Annotated in this window: 18 protein-coding genes and 1 pseudogene; all 19 read right to left on the reverse strand. The window is 48.7% G+C overall.

The window, feature by feature from the left end; all coding sequences use genetic code 11:
• Positions 1 to 42: 42 nt before the first annotated feature.
• The 19 genes and pseudogenes from L5M11_RS14285 to L5M11_RS14375 all read right to left on the reverse strand — a co-directional run bounded on the left by L5M11_RS14285 (position 43) and on the right by L5M11_RS14375 (position 19461).
• Positions 43 to 519: a GNAT family N-acetyltransferase gene (locus tag L5M11_RS14285; protein ID WP_263192547.1), complete on the reverse strand. Its 477-nt coding sequence runs from the start codon at positions 517 to 519 to the stop codon at positions 43 to 45.
• 531 nt (positions 520 to 1050) lie between these two features.
• On the reverse strand, positions 1051 to 1719 hold the full coding sequence (locus L5M11_RS14290; RefSeq protein WP_220777856.1) for a hypothetical protein: 669 nt from the start codon (positions 1717 to 1719) through the stop codon (positions 1051 to 1053).
• 80 nt (positions 1720 to 1799) lie between these two features.
• Positions 1800 to 2417 (reverse strand): hypothetical protein, encoded by a 618-nt coding sequence (locus L5M11_RS14295; protein WP_263192549.1) that lies wholly within the window; start codon positions 2415 to 2417, stop codon positions 1800 to 1802.
• A 671-nt stretch (positions 2418 to 3088) separates the two neighbouring features.
• Positions 3089 to 3832 carry a hypothetical protein gene (locus tag L5M11_RS14300; RefSeq protein ID WP_263192551.1) on the reverse strand — a complete coding sequence of 248 codons (744 nt, stop codon included), beginning with the start codon at positions 3830 to 3832 and terminating at the stop codon, positions 3089 to 3091.
• Positions 3833 to 3863: 31 nt separating this feature from the next.
• The gene (locus L5M11_RS14305; RefSeq protein ID WP_263192552.1) at positions 3864 to 5123 is read right to left on the reverse strand and encodes a beta-ketoacyl-ACP synthase; all 1260 of its coding nucleotides are present in this window, start codon (positions 5121 to 5123) and stop codon (positions 3864 to 3866) included.
• Entirely contained in the window at positions 5124 to 5849 is a 726-nt protein-coding gene (locus L5M11_RS14310) for a 3-ketoacyl-ACP reductase FabG2 (RefSeq protein ID WP_131524011.1), read from the reverse strand.
• Between the two features lie 112 nt (positions 5850 to 5961).
• Entirely contained in the window at positions 5962 to 6495 is a 534-nt protein-coding gene (locus L5M11_RS14315) for a hotdog family protein (RefSeq protein WP_131524010.1), read from the reverse strand.
• 4 nt (positions 6496 to 6499) lie between these two features.
• Positions 6500 to 7697: pseudogene (locus tag L5M11_RS14320) on the reverse strand (beta-ketoacyl-[acyl-carrier-protein] synthase family protein).
• 46 nt (positions 7698 to 7743) lie between these two features.
• The gene (locus L5M11_RS14325; protein WP_131524008.1) at positions 7744 to 8508 is read right to left on the reverse strand and encodes a DUF3261 domain-containing protein; all 765 of its coding nucleotides are present in this window, start codon (positions 8506 to 8508) and stop codon (positions 7744 to 7746) included.
• 4 nt (positions 8509 to 8512) lie between these two features.
• Complete coding sequence (locus L5M11_RS14330; protein WP_131524007.1) at positions 8513 to 9802, reverse strand: NAD(P)/FAD-dependent oxidoreductase; 1290 nt, start codon at positions 9800 to 9802, stop codon at positions 8513 to 8515.
• A 23-nt stretch (positions 9803 to 9825) separates the two neighbouring features.
• On the reverse strand, positions 9826 to 12267 hold the full coding sequence (locus L5M11_RS14335; RefSeq protein WP_263192561.1) for an MMPL family transporter: 2442 nt from the start codon (positions 12265 to 12267) through the stop codon (positions 9826 to 9828).
• A gap of 2 nt (positions 12268 to 12269) precedes the next feature.
• Entirely contained in the window at positions 12270 to 13055 is a 786-nt protein-coding gene (locus L5M11_RS14340; RefSeq protein WP_263192563.1) for an outer membrane lipoprotein carrier protein LolA, read from the reverse strand.
• The gene (locus L5M11_RS14345) at positions 13055 to 13486 is read right to left on the reverse strand and encodes an acyl-CoA thioesterase (protein ID WP_253989355.1); all 432 of its coding nucleotides are present in this window, start codon (positions 13484 to 13486) and stop codon (positions 13055 to 13057) included. Before L5M11_RS14345 ends, L5M11_RS14340 begins: the two co-directional genes overlap by 1 nt.
• Complete coding sequence (hutH, locus tag L5M11_RS14350; protein ID WP_263192568.1) at positions 13483 to 15057, reverse strand: histidine ammonia-lyase; 1575 nt, start codon at positions 15055 to 15057, stop codon at positions 13483 to 13485. Before hutH ends, L5M11_RS14345 begins: the two co-directional genes overlap by 4 nt.
• Positions 15054 to 16931 carry a glycosyltransferase family 2 protein gene (locus L5M11_RS14355; RefSeq protein WP_263192571.1) on the reverse strand — a complete coding sequence of 626 codons (1878 nt, stop codon included), beginning with the start codon at positions 16929 to 16931 and terminating at the stop codon, positions 15054 to 15056. The genes hutH and L5M11_RS14355 overlap by 4 nt, the downstream gene beginning before the upstream one ends.
• The gene (locus L5M11_RS14360; protein WP_131524001.1) at positions 16925 to 17311 is read right to left on the reverse strand and encodes a thioester dehydrase; all 387 of its coding nucleotides are present in this window, start codon (positions 17309 to 17311) and stop codon (positions 16925 to 16927) included. Before L5M11_RS14360 ends, L5M11_RS14355 begins: the two co-directional genes overlap by 7 nt.
• Positions 17304 to 18668: an AMP-binding protein gene (locus tag L5M11_RS14365; RefSeq protein WP_263192573.1), complete on the reverse strand. Its 1365-nt coding sequence runs from the start codon at positions 18666 to 18668 to the stop codon at positions 17304 to 17306. Before L5M11_RS14365 ends, L5M11_RS14360 begins: the two co-directional genes overlap by 8 nt.
• Positions 18665 to 19213, reverse strand: a complete 549-nt coding sequence (locus L5M11_RS14370; protein WP_219251361.1) for a hypothetical protein — start codon at positions 19211 to 19213, stop codon at positions 18665 to 18667. The genes L5M11_RS14365 and L5M11_RS14370 overlap by 4 nt, the downstream gene beginning before the upstream one ends.
• The gene (locus L5M11_RS14375) at positions 19213 to 19461 is read right to left on the reverse strand and encodes an acyl carrier protein (protein ID WP_011787696.1); all 249 of its coding nucleotides are present in this window, start codon (positions 19459 to 19461) and stop codon (positions 19213 to 19215) included. The genes L5M11_RS14370 and L5M11_RS14375 overlap by 1 nt, the downstream gene beginning before the upstream one ends.
• Positions 19462 to 19467 lie beyond the last annotated feature (6 nt).

A 19467-nucleotide genomic window follows, 5' to 3' on the forward strand; every position in this document is an offset into this window, starting at 1 on the left:
AGCGCCTTAGAGATGAATTTCAAAGACTAAGGCGCATGTGTTTTAGATTCTCTTCGTCATAAACACGCTATTGGGATCGAGTTGATAGGTGTCGAAGGGGCCGCAGCTTTCGAAGCCAAATTTGCTGTAGAGCAGGCGAGCTGGGCTAAAGAAGTCCATCGAACCTGTCTCTAGACTCAGGCGTTTGACACCAGCGCTTTTGGCATCGTTAATCAAGTGCTGCAATATCTTAGACGCTATGCCCTGCTGCTTATAGGGCGCGGCGGTGCGCATGGATTTGATCTCCGCGTGCTCGGTATCTAACCATTTTAGTGCACCACAGCCCGCGAGATTATTACTATCCCACAGGGTCCAAAAGCGAATATTGGGCTGACGCAGGCCGTCAAGATCTAATGCGTGAACGCTTTCAGGCGGTGAGGTTGCCCGCATATCGTTGAGGTGTTCCTGCAGCAAAGCCGCTATCTCTGGCCCTGTAAGGTCATCTAAGGTTATTTTCATGGCTCTTATGGTGGATTTCATGGCAGATCGGGTGCTCCCTATTATTTTGGCTTATCCATAATGGCGTCATCGCGCTTTGTCGTCTGTTTGCCAATGCGCCGTGGTAGATAAGCAAATGCTAGGCCAAGCGTTTTTAGCTTTAGCTAAAGCTAAACGCAGAATCAAAGTCAAAGTCGTGGGGCTTCACCCCACACCCGACCAAAAGGGGAAAAGCGCCTGTTCCCCTTTTGGATATCCCCCGGCGTCCCCAACGGAGTTGAAAGCCCCTTGGGCATTAAGCGTCCTTATGCTATCGCGTCAGACGCTCGTCCCTGATTCGATTGACGCTATCTCGGCATCCATGCCTCGATCACGCAACGAACGCTAATGCCCTGCGGCAACTCCGAGGGGGGAGTGTATTCCTTAGGCTATAGCGTGGTTGGTCAATTGTTAAGGAGTAAAAGGTCTGTCCGATCTTTTGATCTTTTTTAAGAACAGCTAAGCATACGTAGCGAGAAGGTGCCCATGCCACTTATAGAACTAGCCAAGCTTTATTAGTCCGCGTTGATTTTTTTATACGTTTTCTTTTGCAATACTAGACAAGTTATGTCTAATTTGATCAATGAAAGGTCGCATTCTACGATATGCGTTTTTAGATAGCTCTAGTTGGTAATCTAGACTTTTTCTAATTTCTGCATGGATATGAATAGCATTTCTAGCTTCATAGATCTCAATTAACTCATCTTTAAGCCATTCCTCAATTAACCCCAATTGGAAGGCGCATTCAGCTTTTTTATCAAATCGTACCTTCGTGACGTCAGTTTTTCCAATGCCTTCATAGGTCGGTATTATATTTTTTCCATCGTGTTCTAAGGCAGACTTGAGTTGCTCTAATTTACTTTCAGGGATAGAGATTCTTTTTTTTGTACTGAACTCTGTTAATCCAACAACTTCGGTTCGCTTTTTCAGTTCTTCAAAGAGAAGGTGATGTATAACTGCTTCATATATAGAAGCAAAGGATAGTATTTGAATTCGTATTTGAGCCTGAAGTAACCAACCATCAGCTTTCATTCCCTCTAACATTTTGTATATGTATCTTGCAGATATAAATTCATCGGCCAGACGATCACGCAAAGTTGTATCGCTAATAAAATCAAATTCAGATTTATGCCAGTCCCAATCAGCGATATGGTTTGTTATATAATCTTTTATATAATTAATCGTGTTATCTTCAAAAGCCATGTAAGTTCCTTTTCGTTTTGGATATGATTTAAAACCTATCATAACGCTAATTGTCAGCCCTCTTGAGGTGTTTGTTAAGTTTATCTACGTGCCATAGCATGCATAAAACTTGTGACATCTTCAAGCTCGGGAAACTCATCTCCCTGCCGCCCCCAGAATTCACCTATATCGACAAACATAAGGTACAAGTAAGAATGATAGTTTGTGTAGAACTCTGTTAAGTTTAGATTTTTAGTTCGCTCATAAGAAGCGTGGCCAGATAGCTTGTTGCGATATATCCTAAATTCTTGCGCAAACAAGTCAGGTATGGGCAGTAGCTTTTCATAGTAAGAGATGTCATTTTCATAACTCGGAGCTTTTCCGCGCTTAATACGATCAATTCTTGCTTTTACTACACGATATGCGTCCTCACTAATTAAGGAGTCAATGAGCAGATTTCTCTGAGGACCTTTCTTGTCGGTAATATCTTTATTTTCAAAATCTCTTCCGTGGCAAGCTAAGAGAAATTCGTACAGATGGTGTATAAAGTATGAATAGGAATTGTATGTGCGATAAGACTTGTATTTATCATGACCAGTTAGAATTAAATTCTCTGCCGACAGCCGAAATTGTTCAAATGCATCACGACACTTTAAGTATTCATGTTTAATTGCGATACATTGATGGTAATCTGCGTCCGTACCTATCTCTATCTTCATATGCGTAACCCCAAATAAACTCAACATTTGTATAGTGCGCATGCGCATAATTTCACATCAAGCTACAGGAAACATAACTTGTAACACACTGATGTGTATTTTAATTTTTACGATAGCAAAAATCATTTAGGGTAGAAAGTGAATATGTACATGATCTTCGCTTGTATTTGTTTTTAAGTGTCGCCAATAACTATCTGAATATTATATTAAATTGACTAAATCACTTATAGTTATGTTGATAGACAGATGTAACTAATTTTTTTCAGAGTATTAATTTGACTCTAGTCTTTTAAGCCAGCAGATTACGCTGATGCTCGAAAGGCAAACCATGGTGATTGGTGAGACGACCGTCCGCCCCATGGACGGGGCGGTCGAGCATCCAAGGATGGACTTGCTGCGGGTCGTCGAGCCAGTACCATGGTTGGCCTCACTCTGAGCAATATCTATGTTTAATAGCCTCTTCGCCTTTCATAGCTCTCGTTCATAAACTTTGAAACTATTCACAGTGTCGGTGAGTGAATGCCATGGCAAGCCTGTATAGGCGAATATCAGCAAATGCTAAGGAAAATAGCAAATTTTCTTTTAATTTAAAAAGTGATCCAAACGGATATAAAAATGGCCGAGGATAAGCTCGGCCATGATTTACTCGATTAAGCGTAAAGCGGGCAGGTTTAGTAGTACTTCTTCAAATAACTCTCGGCGTAGTTTTTGAGTTTTTTGTTTGAGCTTGCGGTTGCCATATTTTCAATCACATCGCGGTAAGCGGTATTCCCCGAACTAGCTAGCGCTTTTGCCATGTTGGCATAGGTATCGATGGCGAGTTTGTCATCGGCCATTAAGCGTGGTGTTTTCAATTCGTTACTGAGTACGGCCAGGATAAAATCATCGTACTGGCGGTCATCCATGATGCGTTTAGCTGCGAGACGCATTAATTCTAAATCATTGCTGCGTAGGGCATTGGCAAAGGCATTATTTTGCTGACTTTGATCGGCAGTATATTGGCTTTTATCCGCAAGAATCGCATTCCATTTTTTATATATTGTTATGTTTTCTAAAGCTTGACCTGCGTATTTTTTGAGTTTTTTAGGATAATCACCATTAACAATCTTATTGATGGCTTCGCTGTACTTATCATTGCCTGAATAAGCTAAGCCTTTGACTAACCAAGCACTGTAGTCAATGGCATTTTTTTCAGTGGCTTGGGGCAAAGATGCGAGTAGCTTTGCTTCGAGCGCATCAAAAATGGCAGGATCGGATAAACCAGCGATGGTGAGTGATTCAATGGCTTCTTTTTGCTTGAATTGGTTATCACCCTTAAAGATTTCTTGATAGGTTTCAACTGTATATTCCTGAGCCAATAAAGGCGAGCTTAATAAACTGATGCTAAGCAGCATACCTGCAAACAGTGGTTTCATGGTGATGTCCTTATGTGGTTTTTATATGTTGTTATTGGGCCCAGCGTTTAAAAATCAGCGAGGTATTAATGCCGCCAAAGGCGAAATTATTACTCATCACATAATCTGTATCGATTGGGCGTGGCTCGTTGCGGATATAGTCCAAATCGGCGCATTGTGGGTCGATACCCTCAAGATTGAGTGTCGGCGCAAACCACCCCGCATTCATCATCTCAATACTCACCCAAGCTTCTAGTGCACCGCATGCGCCTAAGGTGTGGCCCGTGTAGCTTTTAAGGGATGAAATCGGCATGTTAGTGCCAAATACCGCATGGGTCGCGTGACTCTCGGCAATATCACCACGGTCGGTCGCCGTGCCGTGGGCGTTGACATAACCTATGGCGCTAGGCTCAAGCTGGGCATCTTTGAGCGCCAACCTGATAGCGATTTCCATGGTCTGCGCGTTTGGTTGGGTGACGTGTTGGCCATCTGAATTCGTGCCAAAACCGACTAACTCAGCGTAAATCTTGGCACCGCGCGCCTTGGCGTGTTCTAGCTCTTCGAGCACCAGCGTACAGGCGCCTTCGCCAATCACTAGACCATCACGGCTCGCATCGAAGGGGCGTGGCGTGAGTTCGGGGGTGCTGTTTTTAGTGCTAGTGGCAAACAGGGTATCGAACACGACAGCTTCTGTGGGGCAGAGTTCTTCGCCGCCGCCCGCCAACATTAAGGTTTGATGACCGTATTTGATGGCTTCATAGGCGTAACCTATGCCTTGGCTCCCCGAGGTACAGGCGCTGCTCGTGGTGTGAATTCGGCCTTTTAAGCCGAAAAATACCCCCACATTCACCGCTGTGGTGTGTGCCATCATGCGGATATAACTCGTGGCGGTGACGCCCGACATATCACCGGTCTTCAACATATCGCCAAAGGCGATGATGGCATCGGTACTGCCAGTGGACGAGCCATAGGCGATACCCATTTCACCCGAGGACACGATAGGATCGTCCAATAATCCCGCATCAATAAGAGCAAGCTCGCTGGCGCGGGTCGCCATGATAGAAACCCGACCCATAGAACGAATTTTCTTGCGCGAATAATGGCTTGGCACTTCAAAGTCGGTAATGGGGGCGGCTAAGCGGGTATTGAGGCCATCGTATTTATCCCATTCGCCCATAGTGACAACACAGTTTTTCTGCGCCTTAAGGCTCGCCGCTATCGCCTCCCAATCATGGCCCAGGGCGGTAATGCCGCCAATGCCAGTGACAACCACTCGTTTCCCTAAGCGGGTTTGATTTGTCGCTTCGCTCATTTAGATCATGCCTCCATTGACCGAGATCACTTGGCGAGTGATATAGGCGGCATCGTCAGACATTAAAAATGCGGCTAAGGCGGCGATTTCACTGGGTTTACCCATGCGGCGCATCGGCACTAATTGCTCGACCATATCCTTAGGAATATCGGCCACCATGTCGGTTTCAATCAAGCCGGGAGCGATACAGTTAACGGTAATTTTGCGTTTTGCCAGTTCTAATGACAATGCCTTAGTTGCGCCGATAATACCCGCTTTTGAGGCGCTGTAATTGACTTGGCCACGGTTGCCCGCAATCCCAGAAACCGAAGCTAAGGTGATGATACGTCCGCCCTTGCGGCCTTGTACCATAGGCATCACACAGGGATGGATGACATTATAAAAACCGTCCAAGTTAGTGTGGATCACGCTGTCCCACTCGCTTTCTGTCATGGCGGGAAAGGCGGTGTCGCGGTTGATGCCAGCATTGAGGATCACGCCATAATAGGCACCATTGGCCTCGATATCGGCTTCAATGGCGGCTCTGACGGTTGCGCGGTCGGCGACATCAAATTTCAGCAGGCTCGCATTCACTCCAAGCGCGCGGATTTGCGCTGCAGTGTCATCGGCAGCCGCTTGGTTACTGTGGTAATGCAGGGCGATATCGAAACCCGCAGCGGCGAGTTTTAGGGCGATGGCTTTGCCAATGCCACGGCTCGAACCTGTGACTAATACTCTGTTATTCATCTGTTTTCTCCACCCCATTTTATCGTTATGTGTCGGTATGGGGTTTCATGTATTTATGGTAAAAAGGTCGCTTGTTAAGGCGCTTTAAGGCTTTTTTATCTACATCATTGCTTTAGTGCCCAAGGCTTCTATTTGCCGCGTCTTGATTGCCTGCAAGGTAGGCTTGTGTGTCCTGAGGTTGGAACACATTCACATTGGCTTGGGCCACTAAGCTCTTTTCTAGCTCAGTGCCGGCTTCGGGCAGCAGATAAATTTGGCAATCGAATACTGCTAATCCCGATCCCTCTTGATAGAGGCGGCTGACTTGGGTGCGATAGGTGCGCCCGAGCTCATATTGCTTGGCATACAAGGTTAATTTGCGCGATCCCAATAGAAAGCCCACGCGGATTTTATCATTGCGAAGCTTTGCCTCAACCCCAGCAAGGGCGGCAATACTTTGGGCCATATATTCGATACCCACATAATTGGGTACGGCTCGATGTTTGTCATCGAAATAGGGGCTCTGGGTTGTGATAGTGACTTCGGTCTCTAGGTTATCGCGCTGATAGCCAATGATTTTATCGAGCAAAATCATCGGTGCCCTATGGGGAATAAAATCGGCAATATTCTGTTCGGCAAAGGGTTTATTGATCTTAAGTAACTGCATGGTACTAGGCCTCGTTACGGCAGAAAATCAGGCTGGCATTGCTGCCGCCAAAGGCGAAGGAATTGCTCATCACATAATTAAGCGCGCCCTTAGCGGCAACTTGATGGCGCTCGACCAAGGCAATGGACGGATCCTGTGGATCGATTTGTCCGTCCCATTGATGGGGTGGCAGGGCTTGGCGGTGATTATGTGCTGAAAGTAATAAATAACAGAAGGCGGCTTCAATGGCGCCAGCGGCACCTAAGGTATGGCCGACTAAGGGCTTGGTCGAGCTGCAGGGCGGTACGTTTACACCAAACACTTCAACCACTGCGCGGCTTTCCATCGCATCATTTTTAGGCGTGGCTGTACCGTGTAAGTTTATGTAACCAATGTCTTTTGCTGCAATGTGTGCATCTTGCAACGCCGCGTGCATGGCAGCGATGGCGCCTTCGCCTTCGGGGTGTGGCGCCGACATATGGTGGGCATCGCTCGACTCGCCAATACCCGCTAGCATGACCTCTGACTCGCCCAACGTCAGGACGAAAAGCGCCGCGCCTTCGCCGATATTGATGCCATCACGGTTGATGCTAAAAGGATTGCAGTGGCCTTTCGAGACAGACTCTAAGGCGTGAAAACCATTGACTGTGAGTTGGCATAAACTGTCGACACCGCCGACAATCACAACATCACAGAGATTCGCCTGTAATAGGCGTTTAGCGCTGGCAAAGACTTTTGCGCTGGATGAGCAGGCGGTCGAAATCGTGTAGCAAGGGCCGTCTAGCTCAAAATATTGGCGTAAAAAGTCGCTGGTGCTGCCGAGCTCTTGCTGGAAATAGTGGTAATCCGCCGGAAAGTATCCGTGTTGATTGCGGTAGCTCAGCGCGGCTTCACCTTTTGAAATCCCTGACGTGCTTGTGCCTAGCACAACACCAATACGGGCATGACCAAAATCCCGTTTCGCTTGTTCAACTGTGGTCGCAATTTGCAGTGCGGCGCACAGCAGTAATTGGTTGTTACGGCAATCGAACTGAATGAGTTTTTCGGGAATGGTTGGTAGTGCTGCCGTCACGGGGGCAACTAAGGTTGGGTGCTCGAACAGGAGAGTGTCACTGCGCAGCATCGCACTGGTATCACCGGCGATCAGGCGGTCTAAAACCTGCTGGGGATCGCCCTAGCGGGGTACACAATCCAATCTGTGTAATAGCTACTCTGTTCATCATTGTGTGTCTTTTTACCATGGCACAGTTAAGTGCGGATGCTAACAGATTAAATAGGTTCGATTTCTAGCTCAAATTTAGCTTGTGGCATAGTTAAGCTGATGTGGGCTTGCCAAAGAGCATCGCCGATATTTTGTTGATAACGGATTTGCACCACATGGGTTTGCTGGCCGCTTTTACTGATCAAGGTGTCTTGACTATAGATCTGGCGACAAGGGATTGTATTCACTCGGGTGCCTACAAGTGCATCGCCCTGATTTCCCCCTACCGTATCGCAAAGGCCTGTGACTAAATGACCACCTTCTAAATGGGCGCGAATACTCTGCTCAGGCCAATAGATCAGTTGCATCATCGCCATTAAATACTCAGCTTTAAAACTGTCCCCTAGCAGCACGCTTTGTTCACTACTGAGTGTATTACCATCATAAACTAAGGTAAACAAAGCCTGTCCGAGTGGCGCTAAGCCAACGAGTGTCATGCGCTCATTCTCTAACTCTAATTGAGTGAGCAGCTCGTGGGATTTATCACCCACTTTAATGCTGACCTTTTGGCTAAAGGACTGGGGTGAGGATACGCCCGTTTTGCTCTCGGTTTGCTGGCTGCTAATGTCGGCGGGTTTGGCCGTCGGTTTAATCAGAGGCTTATCGGCTGCGGGGGCAAAATCATGGGGCAGTGGCGCCAAGCAATAACGCATGTCTTTAGCGAGGCCGACACAGGTTTGCCTGAACAGCAGTTCGCTACATCCCGTCAGCCCCAGACTGATGATCAGTAGCGCGGGGAACACTCGCCATTTCGCGCCAAAGTTAAGCGACATGCGGTTACGCCTCTGCAAATTCAGGAATGGCAACTTGGTTTTGGCACAATTCGACCACCATATTCAGGCGGCGCTCCGAGTCTTTAACGAAGGGATTATTGAGGTCCCAAGCGTAGCCCGCCAGAATCGAGCAAATCATTTGCTTGATGCGTGGATTCGGTTCTTCATAGAAGATCACATCCTGAAAGCGGCCATCATACCAAGCTTGCACATAGGTGCGGAAGGTATTCACCCCCTGCATTAAAGGTGCTGAGTAATCGGCTTGCCAGTCAACCGTTTCGCCATTGAGTTGTTTCGTCACACATTTTGCCGCCATCGATGCCGATTGCATAGCGATAGTGACGCCGGAGGAAAATACCGGATCAAGGAACTCGCCAGCATTACCCAGTAGGGCGAACTTGTCGGTCGCAAGGCGTGACACATTGGCTGAATAACCCTTGAGTGTGGCGCATTCTTGCACCACCTTAGCGTTTGCCAGTAGGGCTTTTAGTCCTGGTTCTTCATTGACTATGCTCATCAATTGTTGCTCAAGCGAACCTTGTAAACGCGCAAGTAACTGCGGTTCGGCAACCACGCCGAGTGAGCAACGGCCATTGCTAAAGGGAATGAGCCAATACCAAATGTCTTTATGCTCAGGGTGGACGCTGATTAAAATTTTATTTCGATCAAAGTTAGGATCGCTGATGTTGTCTTCCACATGGGTAAAGATGGCGCTGCGCTGTGGTAGGCAAGATGGACTTTCTAAGTCGAGCAAGCGGGGTAACACGCGGCCAAAACCACTGGCATCAAGCACATATTGGGCGCTGATTTGATAAAGCTCGCCCTGTTCATTGCGCACCATTAAGCATGGATTCTCGGTTAAATCTATCGCCTCGACGGTTTCACCGTAGCGGATGTCGACCCCTTGGCTTTGGGCGGTATCGGCTAACAGTTTATCAAAACTGGCGCGTTGCACTTGGAATGTGGTGCCCGGCCCTGGGGTAAATTTATCGGTAAAATCGAAGGTGGTGTAAGTGCCATTGCGACGAAAGGCGGCGCCATTTTTATGTTGGAATCCGGCGGCATTGAGCGCATCTAGCATGCCGGCTTCTTCGATAAATTGCATGCAGCAGGGCAGTAAACTTTCACCGATGGAAAAACGGGGGAAATGTTGTTTTTCTAACACCAGCACGCGCTTACCTTGTTGGTGTAGCAAACTGGCGGCGATGGCGCCTGAAGGTCCTGCGCCGATAATAGCCACATCGACGGCAAGTGAATTTGGCATAGCCGATAAATCGTGAGTGGGTGTAGGCATGTAAAGTACGTTCCTTGTCGTTATCAGGACTTTTTAGTCGTTAAAATCAGTGGCGAAAGTAAAAAGGTTAAACCTATACCTAGCGACAGGGTTAAACCAAAATAATGAATCGCTTGGGTCTGGCTAAAGGCGAGTAAACCAAAGGCTAATAGGGTCGAGCAGGCGGACATAAATACCGCCATCATCACTGCCTTGCCGTGGTTTTGAGCAGAGGCAAAGAACAAGCTGTAGTCTATCCCAATCCCGAAAACTAAAATGAGCGCGAGTGCATGGAACAGACTCAGCGGCGAGCCCGTTAAGCCTAAGGTTGCAAGCGTTAGCAAGGCCGCAAGGGCTGGAACGGCAACGACAACCGCGGCTTTTTTAATGCCAAAATTCAGGCTAAACAACAAGAGTGCGATACCGAGTGCGAGCGCTAACAGCTTTAGGGTTAAGAGTCGGTAATGGCCCATGACGGCGGAAATATCCGCCACTTTGTCGATTAGCTGTACGCTTTCATCATAGGCAAAGCGCGCCTTGAGGGCGTCGATCTGTTTAATGCCGCCAAGCAAGACAATGGCGCCATGATCCGCGTCATAGCCCTCTATCACACCATAGTCATTTTGGCTGTTAGCCCCATTCGGTGCAAGCCACAGTGGCGCGACTTGTTTACCTGCCTCTAGCGTAAAGAAATCCGCTGGGGCGATATATTGATCTTTGGCCGCTAAGTAGCTTGCTTGCAGCTCTGGCTTTAAGTTCTCATCCAACCCAAGGCCTGTTAGTACAGTATCTATCTGAGTTTGATAGATTTCACCCTGTAAGCGATAAGCCGTGTCTTGCCTTTGATGGCTGGGCAGATACCGGCTGAGGCTGACGTAGTTGCCTAACTCTTGGTTCGCAATAGCGGCATCGAGTAGTGGCGACACTCGCTCAAGCTGTTGTAGTAGTGCTTCTTCATTCGCGGCGCGTACCAGTAAGAATTGATTATCTGTGCCGCCGCTGAGTAGCTGCCTGAGCTTATTTTCAGGTTCAGTCACGCTCGCGGGGCTTTGCTGTAAATGGCGAATATCGTCATCGACGGTTAACTTGGTTACGCCAACCAGACACCACATTACTATCACTAAAGCAAACATGCCCATGCCTAAAGGCGTGGTCAATCTGTTGGATAACTGAGTGAGGTTGGCAAGGTACTTCCCCGCTAACGCTAATGGGCGGGAGCCAGATGGCAAAAGACTTCCCGCTAACAGTGGGTAGGCGAGAATGAGGGTGAGATAAGCCCCGAGCAGCCCCGCGGCGCAGAAAATCGCCACTTGCTGCATTCCTGGAAACGGCGCTAAACCTATGCCCACATAAGCTAACGCACTGGTGATAAAGGCAAGTGTCACTGTGGGGAAGATATACGCGACCGTCGCCTGAGCGCTCCGTTCGGTATCGCTTAAGCGCTCGCAGTAAAAATGAAAGCTGTAGTCGATGGCAATGCCAATCAAGCTAGTACCAAACACTAAGGTGAGTAAATGCAGCTCGCCAAACACGCTTAAGGTAAAAGTTACGGCCAGCAACAGCCCGCTGGAAATGGTAACGATTGCCAACAGTAGCGGCATCACAGAACGAAACGCCAGCCAGACTAAAGCTATTACCCCAAGTAAAGATGCAAGACCGAGGATCGATATTTCACTCTTAGCCGTTTGGGTCGCTGCAATCGCGTGAAACAGGGCACCAGCCTTAAGCAGGGTAATATCGGGATAGCTTTGTTTAACCGCATCCAATCCTAGGTTTAATGCCGTCATCTGCGCCAATTGCGCATTGGGGTTAAAAGCACTTTCTTGGCCCTTTGCTATAACAACCGCAGCGACATTATCGCCTTGATTAGCCAGCAGAATACCTTGGCTGACCCTGACTTTTGAACTCGGCGCGAGGGCGAGTAAATTGGCGGGGAATAACAGTAGTGGATCTTGGGCAAGCAAGTTGCTATTGGCGTAACTAAAGGCGTTGTAAAGCTGCGCTGTGGCCGTCTCAAGCAGATTTCCAATGTCTTTCGTTGCTAACGCCTCAGCTTGTGGCGCTGTCAGTAATTTAAATCTATGGGGGAAATAGTATTGCCCCAACGCTTCGCCGAGCTGCATATCTGCGCTGCGAATCTCTGTGAGTGCAGCATTTTTGCCAGTAGCAACAAGGTCAGTTTCAAGCTTTTGCATCAATAGCTTAGCCGCGGCTATTGCCGTGGTTTCATCCTTGGCGACAAGCGCAATATAGACTTGATCGGCGAGCGTGGCTTCAACTTGGTTAAGGGCGCGCTCTGTGAGTTTGTCCTGCTGTAAATGGGGCAGCATGGCGAGAATATCACTCTGCACCCTTGCGCCGTTTTGCCAGAGTTGCAACGTCCACAGACTGGCAGACAGCATCAATAGCAACCAAATGGCGAGGCGCCATTTAGGGGATGATTGTATTAGCGCTTGATTGGCGCGCGCGGTGAAATTGGCGGCCATGGTTAAGGTTTATTCGCCTCTATCGCCACAGCATACTGCGTCAATTCGGTTTCGCTGAGTTTACCTTGGGAAAGCGCACTAAAGTCGATGCGGGTCATATCCTGTTGTGCCACACTCGGCGCCGCGCTCAGCAGCACTAAGGATTGCAACACATCGCTCCCCTCTAACACCATATTGGCGATGGCTTTTTTCATTAAGGGATCTTTGGGCGTTAGGCCTAATTGCCATTGGCCGTCTGTGCTCAACCTGTCTGCGATGAGGAAATGCAGTTCGAAGTTCTCACTTAAACCGGAAATATCACCGCCGAGCATAGCGCGCACTAGGCTGGGTAATAAATCGCCTATCGCGGCAGCGCTCGCCGAGGCATCGGCTTTGCTGACTTGGACTCGACCTTGGCTATCGCGCTGAATAAGCTGCTTATCTTTTAAAATCAGCAGGGATTCGAAGGGCTTTATCTGCTGCCAAATCAGCCCTTGGGTCTGATCGAAGATAAACTGACCTTGGCTGATTAACGGCTTTTTGAGCACCTTTAGTTGCCGAGATTGTACAAACTGGCCTCGCACCGTTTCGCCCAAGTTAAGCTTTTGGCTTAAGGCCACAAGCTGCGCGGTATCCGCACTTTGGCTAAAGAGTGTTTGATAAACACCGGGCTCAGCTAAGGTTTCTGCTTTGAGTGGCAGGGTTATCAAAGCACAAGCCAAACCGCAAGTAAGGCTGAGGAATAATGCACACTTCGCCAGCACAGGATTCTTCGTCAGCGCAGAGCTCTTGGCGAATACTGAGTTCATTAGTCTTCCACCTTAGCGAGCAGGGTGGCGATTTTGTCACGGAATACGTCTGGGGTAACAAAGCACAATTCTTGAGTGCTCATATCGACCGCTGCTTGAATGGTATAACCCTTAGTGATACGCGCACCGGTTTCGACATCGCGAATTTGATAATTGATCTTTAAGCGGTTTTCCCACTCGACTAACTCGGCGCGCACTGTGATTTTTTGCTCGAATGTGCTGGCTTTAACGTACTTAATCTGCAAATCGACAATCGGCCAGGCATAGTTAGATGCCTGCATCTGTCGATAGTTATAGCCCAGCTCATCGAGCAGTTTGCAGCGAGCTATCTCGAAATAACGTAGGTAATTACCATGCCAAGTGATCCCCATAGAATCCACATCGTGGAAGGGGATTTGCATTTCCATATCGATAGTGAGCAATGATTTCATCGGCACACTTCCCATTCACCCGCTTGGATTTTCGCTATGGTTTGGCGTAGCACGGCTTCGAGCGGCCTATCTTCAATTAAGGTTTCAAAATCGGTGCGTACTTGGGCGAGGGTTTTCGCTAATGAGGGTGTGAGCGAGGCTTCGTCCAGCTCATTTTGGGCGATACGCAGGCCAATGCCTTGGGTCATGGCGAGTAATGCAGCCGCCGCGACTTGTTCGGTCAATTGCAGCACACGCATACAGTCACGGGCGGCGATAGTGCCCATGCTGACCTTGTCTTGGTTGTGGCATTCGGTCGAGCGTGAGAACACGCTGGCGGGCATAGTGTGCTTGAGCGCTTCTGCTGTCCACGCAGATACGCCAATTTGCACCGCTTTAAAGCCATGATTAATCGCGCGGCGCGTGCCGGTTGAGCCGGATAAGTTAGCGGGTAAGCCATTATTAAACTTAGGGTCCATCACTAGCGCCATTTGGCGATCGATAAGATCGGCTAAGTTAGCCACAGTATTTTTCAGCGAATCCATCGCAAAGGCGATATGGCCGCCGTAAAAATGGCCACCGTGGAGAATATGCTCGCCTTCGCCGTCGACAATCGGGTTGTCGTTGGCGCTGTTGACTTCGGTTTCGATAAACTGACGCATAAACGGCAGCGCATCCTGCAACACGCCGATAATGTGCGGCGCGCAGCGGATGGAATATCTGTCCTGCAGCCTGTCCGAATTGCGCGGATGTTCGTGGTGATTTAAATCTTCCCGTATCCACGTGGCGATTTGGTTTTGTCCCGGATGCGGTTTGGCGGCAAATAAGATTTCATCAAAATGGTTCGAGTTGCCCTTCAGCGTTAACGAAGCCATAGCGGTAATGCGGCTACTTAATCGGGCAAGATATTGGGCGCGATCGAAGGCTAAACAGGCCAAGGCCGTCATTACAGCCGTGCCGTTCATCAGGGCTAAGCCTTCTTTTGGCCGCAGTACGTGCGGGGTGATGTTGAGCTTAGCGTAGACATCTTGAGTCGCTTGGCGTTCACCTTGGTAGATTACTTCGCGCTCACCGACTAACACGGCGGCTAAATACGACAGCGGCGTTAAATCACCGCTGGCACCGACCGAACCTTCTTCTGGGATTACAGGGACTATGTTGAGATTGAGCAAAGTTTCGATGCGCTTTAATAGCTCATAGGTCACGCCAGATTTGCCAATGGCTAAGGAGTTTAAACGGCAAGCCATCACAGCGCGGGCCTGCATTATGTTTAAGGTCTCGCCTAAACCGCAGCCGTGGAAGCGGGTTAAATGCAGTGGCAATTCGTGGACCAGATCTAAGCTCACATTGACTGTGCAAGAGTCGCCATAACCAGTTGTTACACCATAAACCACGCCTTCTTCGTGCAGCAGGCTATCGATAAAGCGCGCACCTTTTTGAATGTATTCTTGATAATCCGCATCGTCACAGAGCTTGACTGGTGCGCCCTTGGCGACGGCAACCACTTGTTCTAAGGTAAGAAATTGACGGCCGAACTCAACAGTCTTTAAGTCTGATTGATTCTTTGAGTCGGCGGCTTGGGTGTGGCTCATGAATGACTAGTCCTGTCTGTCTTATGATCCTGTTCTGGGATCTGCGGTGATGTTGACTCTGCTGTTACAGCATCGGCTTGTACTGAATTGGCTGATGCGCGTTCTAACTCGCTGTCTTTACGCCAGAAATCGAAGAAGTTAAACCATTGCAAAGGCTCGCGTCTGGCAAAGTATTCTAAACGTTCGCTGTAGCGGTTCACGGCCTGCTGTAATCTGTCCATTCTGCCCGCTCGCGGGCCTTTTAGTGTTTCGGCGAAGTGCTCTAAATGCACCCGATAACGGCCCTGTTCCCGCAGGCAAAACATTAAAAACACAGGGCAATCGAGTAAGCCTGCTAAAATAAACGGCCCTTGGGGAAACGCCGCGTCTTGCCCCATAAAGGGCGCGTACATGACGCGACCTTGGGTATTCGGCGAGGTTCTATCGCCCGCGATCACCACCAGTTCACCAGCTTCTATCTTTTGCTGCAACAGCATAGACGTCGCGGGGTTAAGCTCGGTCACTTGAATAAGATTAAGCGTGCTATCAGGGTTTAACTGCTTGAGTACCTTATTGAAATTTTCAGCATGGCTCGTTAACACCATGACGTTTACTTTGACTTTGCGCTGGTGGATTGAAATGGCGCGGCAGAGTTCTAAATTGCCAAGGTGAGACACCAATAACACGGCGCCTTTACCGCTTTCGAGTTGGTCGGCCAGCACTTGGCGATCGGGGAAATCCACTTGGCTCAATTGAATGCGATCGCACCAGGCATCGATTCTATCGAGTGCGGCATTTCCAAAGGCTAAAAAGTGATTCAGGCTATCGCGCCAGCCTACGGGCTGATTGAGCTTAGGATGTTGCGGCTCAAGCATTTGCACGCGGCGCAGGAAATCTAACGAGGCTTCGCGGGTGACTTTGCCCGTGAGAAAGAAATAACAAATCACAGGATACATAATGGCGCGGCACAACCAATGGCCGCCAATACGATAGCTCTCGGCTAACAGTTTGATGCCCCAGTAACTGCCGCGCTCCTTCATGCCCGACCAATGGGTGGCTGAAGTTGATGATGTTGCTGAAGTCGATAGTGTTGCTGACGAGCAATGGGAGTTTTGCGCGGCTTGTTGCTGTGATTTACGCTTCAATAGCCAAGGCAGGCGTTTGAGCATGCCGAAAAACAACTTGGTATGCAGTTTAGTGATGCGCACATTGTCGGCCACACCTTGAAAGTGACTAACACCACCTTCGGGATAAATCACCTTAGTCGGCTGGAATAAAATTTCCACCCCTTGCCAGTAGAGTTTGACGAGGATTTCAATATCAAAATCCATTCGCTCCGTTAATGCTTGCTGGCACAGTAATCGCTCGGTGGCGGCGAGGGGATAAACGCGAAAGCCACACATAGAATCTTTAATATCAAAGCTTAATGTTTCGACCCACACCCAAAAATGGGTGATATAACGGCCATAGAGCCTGCCCTTAGGCACGGATTCATCGTACTCGGGTTTGCCTGAAATCAGTGCATCGGGTTTAGCCTGCGCCCTTGCTACCATAGCTGGAATATCGGCTAGATTGTGTTGACCATCGGCATCGACCTGCAGTGCATGACTAAAGCCATCGCGGTAGGCTCGGCGTAGGCCCGTCATCACAGCAGCGCCTTTACCACGGTTGTAAGGATGCAGCAGCAAAGTCACCCAAGGATAGGTTTGGGCTAAGGATTGCAGTAGATAACGGGTTTCATCATTGCTGCCATCATCAATCAAATAACAGGGTAGATTAAATTGGGCGAGTTCGGCCAAGGTCTGGGCAATTGCGGCACTGTGATTGTAATTGGGGATCACTAAGGCGAGCTTGATGGGCGCCGACTCAACTAAGTCGCTGGGAGGTGTTAGCACTGGCTCGCCCCATCGCTGCTGTTAACTGGCGAGATATCGAAGGCGATACGACCTGACGCGTAGCGGTTTTCACCATCGCTATAGGCGAAGGTGAGTTTCCCCTTAGCCGCATTGTTGCTAATGCTTAAGGTGACTTCTTGCCCCGGCAGTATGAGTTGCTGAAACTTAAGCACTTCTAAGTTGGCTACGGCTTCGTAATAGCCGAAATATTGGCAGCCTAAACGCACCGCCCAATCTAATTGCGTCACGCCTGGCAGTACGGCTTGCTCGGGAAAATGTCCCTTAAAAGATTCAAGGTCGGCCGCCACTAACAGACGTAATTCAATATTATCCATGCCGATATTGGAATGCAGGATCGGCGGTAAACTCGATTTAATCATGATCAAATAACTCGACTAACTGGGCAGTGACACGCTTACCCTGAGTGTTAAGCGGCAAAATATCGGGATAACGCCAGCGGCGTGGCAGGGTGACTCGCTCAAATTGCGTCAGTAAATGTGCTTTTAACGCATTGTTGATACTGAGTTTCCCCTGCTCTTGGTGCACGCTGCGGCCAAGTGCTGAGAGAGTTATCACAGCGCCCAGTTGGGATTTAAACTGCGGCAATACGACAAGTGCGGCTTGCTCAACATAGGCGTGGCTGCCTAACAGCGTTTCCATTTGTGCCAGTGATAGACGTTTTTCCTCTATCTTAACGATGCGATCGAGTCGGCCCTTGAGTCTAAACTGGCCATTTTCGGTCGGTTCGATTTTATCTTCGCAGCGTAACCATTCATCGTCGGCCAAATAGGGCGATTTAAGTAGCAAGGCTCCGTCGTTAGGATCTTGATCTATCGATATTCTGTCAAACACTTGCCAAGGTTCATCGGCCTCATGCTGACGGCGATAGGCGATGCCGCCCGTTTCTGTGCTACCAAAAATTTCGATGGGCAGATGGCCATAGCATTGGCTGATCCCTTGAGCTGCCGCAAAACTTAAGGGCCCGCCGGAGCTAAACACTAAGCTCGGTGAGCGCAGTTGCCGCTCGTGCTCTAAGGCCTTAGGTAAACGCGATAACTGGGCAGGGCTACTGATCAAACACAGGTTTGGCAGTAAGGCGGTGTAATAGCTTAAGGTTTCTGGGTATTCAATCTGCTCACTTAAAAACGGCCGACTGGCGGCGAGTGGCCACAAAATCTTGAATAACAGGCCATAGATATGCTGGTGGGAAACCGTTGAAACAACACTGCAATGGGGTAAATGTTCGGCAAAGGTATGTTCGAGCACTGAGACTTCAACGTCTAATTGCTGAAGTGTTTTACGGATCGCCTTAGGTTCGCCACTGCTGCCGGAGGTAAATAGCACAAGTTCACCGATAGCCTCGCTCGTCGGCCAAGGCTTGCTCGGCAGGCTCAGCTCTTTTCTCAGTAGAATAAAGGCCTGACTTTCACACAATGGCTTGTCCGACAATATGCCTTCAAACTGGTGGGTTAACTCGCTCAGCGTGCCCGTTTGGGTGTTGGCTGGTAAGATAATTTCCTTGCCGGCTAACAGCGCCGCACACAAACCCACAGCAAACAGATCGCTGGTATCACTCGCGAGCAGCCATTTTTTCTCTGGCGCGGCCAGCAGTTGTTCATAAAAATACGCCACCTGATTGGTAAATAATGCACCTGTGACTATGTCGTGGTGATTAAAGCTGATCAGTTGTTGGGCAAAGGGCCCTTGGGTTAACCAGTTTTTGAGTAGCTGTGTCATGTTTTCTTCAACCAAAAGCTGCGATATAACCATTCCCCACCGAGGAGCAGTCCCATGAGTACGTATGCAATCAAACCGTTATACAAGGTCCAGGTTGCTAAGCTAGTAAAGCCAGCGGTGTAAGCCGCCATAGTGCCATTGAAGATAAATAAGCCGCACCAAAGTAGCGTGACTTTTTTAAGATACCCAGTGGCTTCATCCGGTAAATCGGGTTCTTTCAAACGGGCTAAACGTTCGATCATGCTAGGGCCAGTGTGCAGTGAATAACTGAACAGCGCCAGCATAGTGAGATTTATCACTACTGGGTAATACAGCAGCCAATCACTGCGCTTGGCAAGATAACTGCCTGCCGTGAGCATAATCCCCACCAATAGTGGTAAAACTAATGTCTTAACCTTTTGCTTTTGTAGCATTAGCCGCATTATCAGCAATAAACACAGCACGAGCGCTATGGTGCCAGCAGGTAAGTAATTGAGCCCTAAATACACGGCAACGGGGTAGGCCAGCAAAGTTAGGGCGGTTAAGACCTGTAGCAAGGCTCGCATTAGGTTTTAACTAAACCTTCGATAGCATTAATCACATCATTGATTGTGCGAACTGATTTAAATTCATCGGGTTGGATCTTTTTACCTGTCAGTTGCTGCAGTTTTATCACTAAGTCGACGGCATCAATGCTGTCGAGATCGAGCTCTTCATACAGGTTAGCCTCAGGCGTAATCGCCTCGGCATCAATTTCGAATTCGTCCACTAAAATAGTGGTCAGCATAGCGAGGATTTGTTCACGATTTTGCATATTCCT

Source organism: Shewanella sp. SM87, from assembly GCF_025653705.1.
GTDB lineage: Bacteria > Pseudomonadota > Gammaproteobacteria > Enterobacterales > Shewanellaceae > Shewanella > Shewanella oncorhynchi.